Origin of the sequence: Niastella sp. OAS944 (assembly GCA_024809215.1) — a bacterium.
In the GTDB taxonomy this organism is placed as follows: Bacteria; Bacteroidota; Bacteroidia; order Chitinophagales; family Chitinophagaceae; genus Niastella.
The window spans coordinates 180,162-191,473 of sequence record JANUBW010000013.1; the positions used below are offsets into that span (position 1 = coordinate 180,162).

The 11,312-nt window shown below is 42.5% G+C and carries 13 protein-coding genes; 8 read left to right on the top strand and 5 right to left on the bottom strand.

Annotated elements, in window-relative coordinates; genetic code table 11:
* Positions 1-6 precede the first annotated feature (6 nt).
* Positions 7-891, top strand: a complete 885-nt coding sequence (locus GGD38_RS34790; protein WP_375297838.1) for a lysophospholipid acyltransferase family protein — start codon at positions 7-9, stop codon at positions 889-891.
* A 486-nt stretch (positions 892-1,377) separates the two neighbouring features.
* A complete protein-coding gene (locus GGD38_RS34795) occupies positions 1,378-2,052 on the top strand; it encodes a response regulator (RefSeq protein WP_375297837.1) in 675 nt (224 codons plus the stop codon).
* A 99-nt stretch (positions 2,053-2,151) separates the two neighbouring features.
* Here GGD38_RS34795 and GGD38_RS34800 read toward each other — a convergent pair whose 3' ends face one another.
* From GGD38_RS34800 to GGD38_RS34815, 4 genes are all read right to left on the bottom strand, one after another.
* Positions 2,152-3,558, bottom strand: a complete 1,407-nt coding sequence (locus GGD38_RS34800) for a rhodanese-like domain-containing protein (RefSeq protein ID WP_375297836.1) — start codon at positions 3,556-3,558, stop codon at positions 2,152-2,154.
* Positions 3,559-3,658: 100 nt separating this feature from the next.
* Positions 3,659-4,006: an ArsR/SmtB family transcription factor gene (locus GGD38_RS34805; RefSeq protein ID WP_375297835.1), complete on the bottom strand. Its 348-nt coding sequence runs from the start codon at positions 4,004-4,006 to the stop codon at positions 3,659-3,661.
* Between the two features lie 105 nt (positions 4,007-4,111).
* Positions 4,112-4,804 (bottom strand): tRNA (adenosine(37)-N6)-threonylcarbamoyltransferase complex dimerization subunit type 1 TsaB, encoded by a 693-nt coding sequence (gene tsaB, locus GGD38_RS34810; RefSeq protein ID WP_375297834.1) that lies wholly within the window; start codon positions 4,802-4,804, stop codon positions 4,112-4,114.
* A 140-nt stretch (positions 4,805-4,944) separates the two neighbouring features.
* Positions 4,945-5,571, bottom strand: a complete 627-nt coding sequence (locus GGD38_RS34815; RefSeq protein ID WP_375297833.1) for a 3-hydroxyacyl-CoA dehydrogenase family protein — start codon at positions 5,569-5,571, stop codon at positions 4,945-4,947.
* A gap of 44 nt (positions 5,572-5,615) precedes the next feature.
* Here GGD38_RS34815 and GGD38_RS34820 point away from each other — a divergent pair, with 44 nt between their 5' ends.
* On the top strand, positions 5,616-5,996 hold the full coding sequence (locus tag GGD38_RS34820) for a RidA family protein (protein WP_375297832.1): 381 nt from the start codon (positions 5,616-5,618) through the stop codon (positions 5,994-5,996).
* A 77-nt stretch (positions 5,997-6,073) separates the two neighbouring features.
* Here the strand turns inward: GGD38_RS34820 and kbl are convergent, their stop codons facing one another.
* The gene (kbl, locus tag GGD38_RS34825) at positions 6,074-7,276 is read right to left on the bottom strand and encodes a glycine C-acetyltransferase (protein WP_375297831.1); all 1,203 of its coding nucleotides are present in this window, start codon (positions 7,274-7,276) and stop codon (positions 6,074-6,076) included.
* A 297-nt stretch (positions 7,277-7,573) separates the two neighbouring features.
* On the opposite strand from kbl, the gene GGD38_RS34830 reads away from it, so the two are divergent.
* The 5 genes from GGD38_RS34830 (at position 7,574) to GGD38_RS34850 (ending at position 11,193) form a co-directional block, all read left to right on the top strand.
* On the top strand, positions 7,574-7,786 hold the full coding sequence (locus GGD38_RS34830) for a hypothetical protein (protein WP_375297830.1): 213 nt from the start codon (positions 7,574-7,576) through the stop codon (positions 7,784-7,786).
* Positions 7,787-7,921: 135 nt separating this feature from the next.
* Positions 7,922-8,407, top strand: a complete 486-nt coding sequence (locus tag GGD38_RS34835; RefSeq protein WP_375297829.1) for an RNA polymerase sigma factor — start codon at positions 7,922-7,924, stop codon at positions 8,405-8,407.
* Positions 8,397-9,527 (top strand): hypothetical protein, encoded by a 1,131-nt coding sequence (locus GGD38_RS34840; RefSeq protein ID WP_375297828.1) that lies wholly within the window; start codon positions 8,397-8,399, stop codon positions 9,525-9,527. Before GGD38_RS34835 ends, GGD38_RS34840 begins: the two co-directional genes overlap by 11 nt.
* 28 nt (positions 9,528-9,555) lie before the next feature.
* The gene (locus tag GGD38_RS34845; RefSeq protein WP_375297827.1) at positions 9,556-10,368 is read left to right on the top strand and encodes an outer membrane beta-barrel protein; all 813 of its coding nucleotides are present in this window, start codon (positions 9,556-9,558) and stop codon (positions 10,366-10,368) included.
* Between the two features lie 267 nt (positions 10,369-10,635).
* Positions 10,636-11,193, top strand: a complete 558-nt coding sequence (locus tag GGD38_RS34850) for a murein L,D-transpeptidase family protein (RefSeq protein WP_375297826.1) — start codon at positions 10,636-10,638, stop codon at positions 11,191-11,193.
* Positions 11,194-11,312: the final 119 nt, after the last annotated feature.

An 11,312-nucleotide genomic window follows, 5' to 3' on the forward strand; every position in this document is an offset into this window, starting at 1 on the left:
CCCTCCATGTATTACATAGTTTATAGTTTATTGTATCTGATCTCATTGCTACCTCTTCGTGTATTATATATCCTTTCCGATATCCTTTATTTAATAGGCTATCGCCTGTTAGGGTATCGGCGCAAAGTGGTGCTTAACAACCTGGAAATTGCATTTCCCGAAAAAAGCCTGGCCGAACGAAAAAAGATAGCCGGTAAATTCTATCATAATTTCATCGACTCCTTTATTGAGACCCTTAAAATGGTTTCGGCAAGCGATGCTTATATTCAAAAAAGGGTGAGCGGCAATTGGGAAGTGCTAAGTGAATTATATAAAACCGGCCGCAGCTGTCAAATACACCTGGGCCACACCTTTAATTGGGAATGGGCAAACCTGGCCGGCAGTAAAGTAATGCCCTACACTTTTTTGGGTGTTTATATGCCAATCAAAAACCAGGTATTGGACAGGCTGTTCCGTAAACTTCGCGCCAAATCGGGCTCCGTATTATTGCCTGCTACCAACATGCGGAATGCTATGCTGCCCTGGCGCAACCGGCAATATTGCATTGGCCTGGTAGCCGATCAATCGCCATCGGGTCCGGAAAAATGTTTGTGGTTAAACTTTTTTGGAAAGCCAACCGGTTTTGTACCTGGCCCCGAAACAGGTGCCCGTGCAGGTAACATTCCTGTAGTTTTTGCCAATATTGAAAAGCCCAAACGAGGTTATTACAAAGTAGTACTTACGCTGGCAGAAGAAGAGCCAGCGTCTTTAGAAAAAGGAGAGATCACGGTACGCTACGCCCGCCAGCTTGAACAGGCAATAAGAAACCAACCCGATATGTGGTTATGGAGCCACCGCCGCTGGAAAGTAAAATACGATCCTAAATTCAGTGACCACTGGGTAGATAAATAATTTCAATTTCGTTTAACTCATACACCCTCCCGATACATCGGGAGGGTTCTTTTGCCTAAACATTCATGACTTACGTCATTCTTTTTATTCTTAACATACTACTATAAACATGCGTTAACAGGTTATGTTTTTATGATCTTTCATGATGGACTTTTTTATTTTCCATAAACTAATGAATTACAAACCCATTGTTGCAACTCTTGTTTTACAATGAGTCAATTTCAAGTCAAGTAATGTCGTCAAACACTTAATCCAGATCAATTTCTTGATGAGGGTGTAAACAATAACTATAACGGACATTGGAAAAGGTTTTTATTTACGTTGCAGGATATAAATGAAAATCTTAATTTTGGAATAAGGTGCCGGAATGCAGTGCCGGTACCCAATTAGTCGGTGCACATAATCAAATCCAACCCAGTATCCCCCGAATAGGAACAAGAGTCGTTCCCCCTACCCTTTTCCTCACCATAAACACCCTTAACCATTATGCTAAAGACTAATGCCAGCGTGGCTATTGTAGATGACCATACGCTGCTACGCAACGGACTCGCCAATCTTATCCGTGGGCTTGAAACGTACGCTGTTCTTTTTGAAGCCGATAACGGAAAAGATTTTATCAACCAATTACAACCCAGGCTGTTACCGGATATCGTATTGCTCGATATCAATATGCCGGAAATGGACGGCTATGAAACTGCTTTATGGCTTAAACGTAATTATCCCGGTATCAAGATCCTGGCACTATCCATGTTCGATAATGAAAACTCAATCATTCGTATGATGAAGAATGGCGCTAAAGGCTACATTCTGAAAGACATTGAACCTACAGAATTTCGCTGGGCGCTCGATTCATTAATGCGTAAAGGATACTATTACTCAGAACTTATTACCGGTAAACTCATTCATGCCTCTGGCCAGTTAGATGAACCTAACGACTCACCGAAAGGACCTCCACAGCTAAATCCCCGCGAAGTAGAATTTTTGAAACTGGTTTGCACTGAAATGACTTATAAGGAAATAGCAGAAAAAATGTTCCTTAGCGCACGCACTATTGATGGCTATCGTGATGCTTTATTTGAAAAGCTGGCTGTAAAAAGCAGAGTAGGTCTTGTACTGTATGCAATTAAGAATAATATAGTCAACGTGTACGAATGTGCATAGTTAACAGTAATTAATTAGGAAGGCGTACAAAAAATTAAGCCTATAAGGTTTGAGCAAATACTCTTTCCTTATAGGCTTTTGATATTTCGTTCATTATAACTAATTCAATACGCTGCTATCTTTTACGATCTCAATACCTTCCTGCACCCTTATAGCATTAAAGCCACCCAATACATTACGCAGGTTATGAATACCCTGGCGTTTCATTAACGAAGCAGCTATAACGCTACGGTAACCACTACCGCAGTAGATATACAGGTTTTGATGCTCTTCGATATTGGCCATAGAACCAGGATCGGTCAATTCGTTTAAAGGTATGTTTACGGCGCCGCGTACATGCCCATCGCCAAACTCAGCTTCGCGCCGAACGTCTACTGCTACAAGATGATCATCATATGGAAGGTCCATAGCCAATTCATCGGTTTCAACGTCAATGATAAGGTCAATTTCTTCACCGGCCTGGCGCCAGCCTTCTACCCCACCAGCCAGGTAACCATGTATTTGTGAAAACCCAACCCGCGCTAACCGTACCACGCTTTCCTTTTCCTGCCCTTCTTCGGTTACCAGAATAATAGGTTTATCAAACGGTAACAGACTACCGGCCCATTCGGCAAAACGGCCTTCAAGCCCAATGCTTATTGAACCAGGCACAAATTGTTTGGTAAAATCGCCGGCCTTACGGGTATCGAGTATGATGGTATCTTCATTTTCCATCCACTTTTTAAATTCGACCACACTCAACGGTGTCAATGCTGTTTCCATTATATTTTCAAGGCTATCGTAGCCTTCTTTATTGATCCTTGCATTGATGGGAAAGTATGAAGGAGCCGCTGGCAGATCGGCTGTAACAGCCTTTACAAACTCCTCTTTCGTTTGAGGTTGCAGCGCATAGTTATTTGCTTTTTCCTCTCCTATGGTGCTTGAGGTGCCAGGCCCCAGGTTCTTGCCACAATTACTGCCAGGCCCGTGAGCCGGATACACTACAACGCTATCGGGCAACGTAGCTATCTTGTTGTTCAATGAGTCGTACAGTAATGAGGCCAGTTCTTCTTTGGGCAAATCGCCGCTGCTAAGATCGGGGCGGCCAACTTCACCTACAAACAGGGTATCGCCGGTAAATAAAGCATTGGGGTTACCGGTTTCATCACGAAGCAGGTAACAGGTGCTTTCGATAGTATGGCCAGGCGTATGTAAAACCTCAATAGAGGCTTTTCCAAGCGTAAACCGCTCGCCATCCTTAGCTAAATGTATGGGGAAGTTGGTTTCGGTATTAGGGCCGTAAACGATGGGGGCGCCGGTGGCTTTTTGCAGATCAAGGTGGCCACTTACGAAATCGGCGTGAAAATGGGTTTCGAAGATGTATTTGATCTCAGCATTGCGTTCCCTGGCAAGCTGAACATAGCCGTCAATGTCCCTTAGGGGGTCAACAATAGCTGCAACACCATCACTTTCAATGTAATAGGCAGCTTCGCTCAAGCAGCTGGTATACAATTGCTTTATAAACATGTAGTTCAATTTTAGGCAAAAGTACACCATAACAAGTTAACCCGTAGCCCATAGGACTACAGGTTAACTTGTTTAAACAATTTTTGATGTCTCCGTCTTATCAGATGTTAAGATCGTCCACGCATTTCATGATGTGAGCTACCCGTGAACTGTTAACAGAATAGTAAATGAATTTACCATCCAGGTCAGTTTTCACGATGCCGGCCCTACGTAAAATTGCGAGGTGTTGGGATGCAACGGATTGTTCTAACCGCAGACGAACATAAATTTCCGTCACGGTAAGACGCTTGTTTTCATCGATTAGTTTGACGATCTGTTGACGCAGCTTGTGGTTCAAGGCGCGAAGTATCATCGCAGCCTTTTTCAGGTTCAGGAAGTCAACTTTTACCGATTCACCATCCCCACCATCTGCATTTAAGACCATGGAGTAATTGGTTGTTACGTTCATGTGCACATCAGAGCTTTTAAGATATTTAATAGGATAACGCTAAAAATCAAATTTACAAGAAAATTGATATGCTAGGGATGAAAGGGCGATAAAAGTTTCATTTGGTCATTTTTTGATATAAGAGTAAAATTCTTTTAGATAAACGGGTTCTGCGTACGCCAAGTTGGCAAAATTCTGGCTTAAATACAGGTGGGACGCTAGTTTAGCAAGAGATTTAGCAATATCTAATTTTTCATCTATAAATTGAACGTTAGGATACCTGCTTACCGTTTTCCACTTAAAACTGCCATTTCCAAAGCATATGAGTGAACGATCATTTAACTCTTCCCTAAAAGATAATTCTTCAAGTATCATTGCTTTAGGGGCAATAATTTCTTGTAAAGTCTCATCATATACTGCAGTGAAAACTTCCATCCGGCGGGCATCTATCATTGGGCAAAAACACAGCGGAGACGGCATTTCCGCAGCCTTTGACAAGTACTGTTCTATGGCCGCGTTTGCCATTACCTGTAAGGTATTAATTGTTATGAGCGGTATTTGTAAAGCAAAACACAATCCTTTGGCAGTTGCCATGCCTACCCGCAAGCCAGTATAAGAGCCCGGACCAGCTGTTACGGCTATGGCCTGCAGTTGTTGCATGGTGTACCCGTGCTTTTGTACTAACGTGTTGATAGCCATCTGAATCCAGGCTGCATGGTCTTTCTGGGCGTTGTTTTCCAGCGTACCAACTACACTTCCTTCTCTTGATAAACTTACAATGGCCTGGTCGGTGGCGGTGTCTATGCTTAAGATAATCATTCTTACTTCTTAGATTCTTTTTTCTTGGTTATGTGTTCTTGATTCTAACGGTGCTTTCGTGAAATCAATCTATCACTATCAACTTTATCACCTCTATCAACTTTTCAACCTCCCTGTTAACTCGTTAACTTATCAACTTGTCAACTCGCCTCTGCTTTCAGCAGAGGCGCCGGCGTATAACGTTCATCCACCTTACTTAACTCAACCAGCAATTCGTAAATACGTTTCAAACCTATTTTTGCGGCCCACTCAAACGGCCCGTAAGGATAGCTGGTGCCCAGTTTCATGGCAATATCAATTTCCTCACGCGTACTTACCTGGGCGCCCAATGTATAATACGCTTCGTTTATGATGGTGGCCAGTACCCGTGCAGTGATCATACCGGCAATATCCGGGGCTATCACATAATTCCATTTCAACTGATCAAAGATATCTTTCACGATAGCTTCATTAAGAACCGGAGGCAGGGCCACTTCAACCACCGGCCGTTGCAGTAATCCGGGCCATGCATTTATACGAATAAAGTCGGCGCCTATCTTTTTTGTTGTATAACTAACAGCATTTACGATCACGGGTTTGGGCTGCAGTCTTTTTAAATGTTGTGTTCTTTCAACATCCGGCTCAAACAACAGATCAATATACACATCGGCATCTGCAATCGTTAATGCCCGCATAGAATCTGCCCAAACTACCGTAATACCCTCGGGAAGTTTTTTAGCAAGCAGTTCCTGCTTTAATAACTCATCGGCTAAAATGGCTACAGTCATGGGCTTCTTAATTTACCCGCAAAGAAAACAATTACCTTTGCGCCATGCAAAAAAACATCATCAATACTATCCAGGCGCCAGCACCAATTGGACCCTATAGCCAGGCTGTGCAAGCCGGCAATTTGTTGTTTATATCGGGCCAGGTCCCCATTAACCCTGTTACCGGCATTGTTGAAGCTAAAGACGTAGCCGGCGAAACCGAACAGGTTATGAAGAACCTGAATGCTGTTTTAACTGAAGCCGGGTACGATTTCGGCCATGTTGTTAAGACCACTATTTTTCTTACCGACATGTCGCTTTTCAATGCTGTGAATGAAGTGTATGGCAGATATTTTACCGGCAACTTTCCTGCCCGCGAAACAGTTGCGGTTAAAGGATTGCCCCGCAATGTAAATGTGGAGATAAGTATGATAGCGGCGAAGTAAGTTGATAAGTTAAAAAGTCCGGGAAGCGCTGTCAAATGAAGCTCCTCCCGGACTTATTATTTTAAAACAACCTTCAATTAACCAGCTACCTTCTCTCCCAACACACCAAGCTCCTTACCAATTTTGGTAAACGCGGCAATGGCTTTATCGAGGTGCTGCTGGTCATGCGCTGCACTTAGCTGAACGCGAATGCGGGCCTGGCCTTTGGCCACTACAGGATAAAAGAAGCCGATAACATAAATTCCTTCATCAAGTAAGCGGGCGGCAAAATTTTGGGCTATAACGGCATCGTACAGCATTATAGGCACAATAGGATGGTCGCCGGGTCGTATATCAAAACCGGCTTCCGTCATTTTGCTTCGAAAGTATTTTGTATTGTATTCCAGCTTATCGCGTAATTCAGTGGTTTCGCTCAACAGATCGAGCACGGCAATAGATGCGCCCACAATGCCCGGTGCCAGCGTGTTGGAGAACAGGTACGGCCGTGAACGCTGACGCAACATTTCAATAACCTCTTTACGACCGCTGGTAAAACCGCCCGATGCACCGCCCAGGGCCTTGCCCAGCGTACCGGTAATGATATCGATCTTACCCATTACTCCGCGGTATTCATGGGTACCACGACCTGTTTTACCCAAAAAGCCGCTTGAGTGGCTTTCATCTATCATAATGGCTGCATCATACTTTTCAGCCAGTTCAACAATCGCATCTAATTGGGCAATGGTGCCATCCATGCTAAAGGAGCCATCTGTAACAATAATACGGTTACGGCAGGCCTGTGCTTCTTTCAGTTTCTCTTCCAGGTCGGCCATGTTATTATGCTTATAACGGAACCGTTGGGCTTTACACAGGCGAACCCCATCGATAATGGAGGCGTGGTTCAGCTCATCGGAGATAATGGCGTCCTGTTCGTTATACAAAGGTTCAAATACCCCGCCATTAGCGTCAAAAGCGGCTACATACAAAATGGTGTCTTCGGTACCCAAAAAGGCAGATATCTTTTCTTCCAGTTGTTTATGAATATCCTGTGTTCCGCAAATGAAACGTACACTGCTCATGCCATAACCCCTGAAGTCAACGTATTTTTTAGCAGCCTCTACAACTTTAGGATGCGATGAAAGGCCAAGGTAGTTATTGGCGCAAAAGTTTAGCACCGTTTTGCCATTCACCATAATTTCTGCGCCCTGTGGCGACTCAATGATACGCTCTGTTTTGAATAAACCGGCAGTTTTTATCTCGGCCAGTTCAGCGGCCAGGCGTGTAACTAATTTTTCGTTCATGGAGCATGTAGTTTTTGTAATGCCACAAATGTAAGTCAATGTAATAATGTGATAATTAGATAATGCGATAATAATGCAAACGGTTTCATCCCGTTATTTTCCACGCCCGTCTATGTTATTTTACCCACGGGCAAAGCTCCCTGTTCAAACAGTTATCACATAACACGTTCATAACGCATTACTTAATTTTTCAATTTGCCAAATATCAAATACTACTTTGTGGTAATTCTAACTTTTTATTAAATAAACTGTAACAAATTCCCAATAACTTCGTCTTATAATACAAAACGACGCATTATGTGGAAGAAAACCTTTATCCGTTCAACCCTCATACTGGTAGTGGCTTTGGCTGGTATATTCGTTTTTGCCACAACAACACATCCTTCAAATAAACCGGCCAGCCGGGCGTGCAGTCAGGAAAAAGAATGTTGCGAAGGCAAGAACCAGAGCAGTGATTTCCTGATCTGGGAGTCGCTTAGCCGCGCCATAGCATTTAATGCTCAATTCTAACTTAATGACAATCAACATCTCATTATAAATGATCCCGCTTTATGGCGGGATTTTTATTTTTCTTGAAATTGCCTGTAACTTATTTGTACCCCTGAACGTAACACTACAAAACAGCTTAACAGACAGGTTCTGCTTATGACCGAAAAAGAATATAATCAATGTGTAACTGAGTATGCGGACAACGTGTACCGGTTCATCCTTAAAAACCTTCGTCACGAAGAGGATGCCCGGGATGTTGTTCAGGGTGCATTTGAGAAAATGTGGCGGAACCGGGCTGATGTAGATAATGCCAAATGCAAAAGTTACCTGTTTACGGTTGCTTATAACCAAATGATAGATCACCTGCGTAAAGTAAAACGGGTGTCGTTACGCGAAGAGTTCAAAGAAGAGACGAAAGTATACGACAAACCCGTGTACAACACCCGTAAGATACTGGAAGAAGCACTGAGCCGGTTAAACGAAACAAGCCGTTCGCTGGTATTGCTGAAAGATTATGAGGGCTATTCGTATGAGGAAATAGGACAAATTACCGGGCTTAATGAAAGCCAGGTAAAAGTATACCTTCACCGGGCCCGTATTCAATTAAAGAACTATTTGGTAAAACCTGAAAATGTCATTTAACTTTTATCATATAAGAACTGATGACTTCTCTGCCCACGCCGGTGGCGGCCACGGAGTAGTTATTAATCGCGATAATTACGAGGCGTATTTTGTAATGTATGTCGATGATGAACTGAGCGCCATGGAGCGCAAAGCGGTTGAACAGTTCATTGAACAAAATCCCGATCTCGAAGAAGAGATGGTGATGCTGCAGCAATCGGTTTTAAAAGCAGATGACCATATTGTGTTTGAACAAAAAGAATTGTTGTTCAAAGACCCTTCGCACACACAAATAAATGAACAGAACTGTGATGAATATTTTGTGTTATACGGCGATGATGAGTTAACAAATGCCGAAAAAGAAAAGGTAGAGCAGTTTGTATATCACCACCCGCAATACCAGGCCGAGTTTGAACTGATACAACAAATAAAATTAGTACCCGACAACGCGCTTAGCTTTCCCGATAAAACATACCTGTACCGGACCGAGGAAGATGATAACCGGATAATTGCATTGCCCTGGTGGCGTTTTTCCGCTGCAGCCATTGCCATACTTGTTATTGGCACCCTGGCGTGGGTTATTGTAAACAATACAGGTAATAAACATGAGGTGGCTAAGGAAATGCGTAATACACAACCGCCGGTTGTATTGCCTAACAACACTGAAGACAACGGAGTAGCCGTTCGAGAAACACCTGCACCGGCCAACAACGTTACCGATAATAAAAAACCTGCTGAAATTGTGGTAACAGCCAGTTACAAAAAAAATAATTCAAAAGAAAGTAACAAACAGATATCACCAAACGTACAACAAGAAAGCACACCAATACCGGAACAGGATCCTGAAATAACCGATATGGCAATTGCGCCCAAACGTATTGATGTGCCTATTGAAAGAATAGCTGTTAATAACAATGTTATCAAAAGCACAGTTGTAGAACCAGTACTGGCTCACACAGTAGCAACAAAAGCTGTAGAAGAAACTGATCAATCATCTACATACATTTTGAATGCTCCTATAAAGAAAACACCCTTGCGGGGGTTCTTCCGCAAAGTATCACGGGTTGTTGAAAAGGTAACCAGCCCCGAAGAAGGCAAGAAAGGCGTACGTATAGCCAACCTCGAAATAGCCTTTAATTAATACCATTAAAAAAGTTAAAACTGAAAATATGAAACAGGGAATTACACTCCTGGCAGGGATACTTATGTTCATAACCGGCATGGCCCAAACCGACTCCACAAAAACAGAGACCGATACCATTAGAGTAGGCGGAATGATCATTACCAAAGAATCGAATAAAAACAGAGACACAACATCGGTACAAATTGAAGTAGAAATACATAATCGTAAGAAAAAACCAAGCGCCGTTAGCACAAACTGGTTTATAGTTGACCTTGGTTTTACCAATTACACCGACAATACTAATTACCCCGTTAACGACTTTGCACCCGGCCTCGATAAAGATGATTTTAAATTGCGCACAGGCAAATCGGTGAACGTAAATATTTGGGCCTTCATGCAAAAACTGAATATCATTAAAAATGTAGTGAACCTGAAGTATGGCCTGGGAATAGAACTAAACAATTACCGCTATAAAGAACCCATTAAGTATTCAACAAGCCCAACCAGAGTTGAATATGACGATAAGCGCAATTATGAAAAGAACAAACTGGCAGCCGATTACCTAACCCTGCCTGTAATGTTGAACTTTAATTTTGCACCGAAACGTAAAAAAAGTTATGGTTTTAGTATAGGCGCCAGCGCTGGTTACCTGTATGCCAGCCGTCAAAAAACTATAACCAACACCGATGGCAAACAAAAAACCCGCGATGATTTTGACCTGCGCCCCTGGAAACTGTCGTACATAGCAGAACTGAATATGGGCTGGGTGAAATTATACGGTTCACTTGCATCACAAAGCATGTTCGAAAAAGGACTCGATCAAACACCTTATAATTTCGGTTTCCGTTTCGGATATTAAGGATAAAGTAACATAGCCATGACTTGAACCGGCATTGAAAAATGCCGGTTTATTTTTTGCCTGATTTTCAATAGCAATCCGGTATTGTATTTGCTGTTGATAAAAAATCTGTTAAAAGGACTTTCACAAAAAAATAAGTTGCAGCATATTTGCGTTTTCTTGTGTGGAGTGTTCGAATTCCACAATTGAGACGACGGTAAAAATTTATTTTTTTATTAAACCCATTAATCATTTGCTTGGTCTTTACGCTTAAAACCAGGTTTACTTATGAAATCGAAGTGGCTTTTAGCTGGTCTTATTATTTTTTCCGTTACCACATTAGCGGCTTTTAAAACCATTGAAAGAAGGGTTATAAAAAAGAACGTATTGCGGTCGAAACCAGCAGGTGATGTGTACATCATTGTAGATAAGTCTGATTATGAGTTGCAGGTGTACGATGCAGAGGGTTGGTATGCCACCTATCCGGTTGTATTTGGCAACAAAGATCTTTCAGATAAAATGACAGAGGGCGACAGGCGCACTCCTGAAGGTACTTTTCATATAGTTTCCAGAAAGCCGCATCAGAAGTGGCATAAGATGTTCCTGCTCGACTTTCCTACGCAGGAAAGCTGGAGTAAGTTCAAAGAGCGTAAAGCCAAAGGATTAATTCCTCAAAGCGCCAAAATAGGCAGCGGCATTGCCATTCATGGTACATGGCCAAACGACGACCTGGTGGTTGACGATTTTACCAACTGGACCAATGGTTGTGTTGCGTTGAAAAACGAAGACCTCGATGAGTTGGACCAATTGATCTCAGTGGGCACCAAGGTTACCATTAAAAGATAATTAGTGCGCAATAAATTGATCTCGTAAACATCCTGCAACCGGGTGCAGCTAATCACACTCCGTTCAGGTTTTTACTTAGCATTCAATAGTACTATTACTAGTTTACCTTATATTTTTAA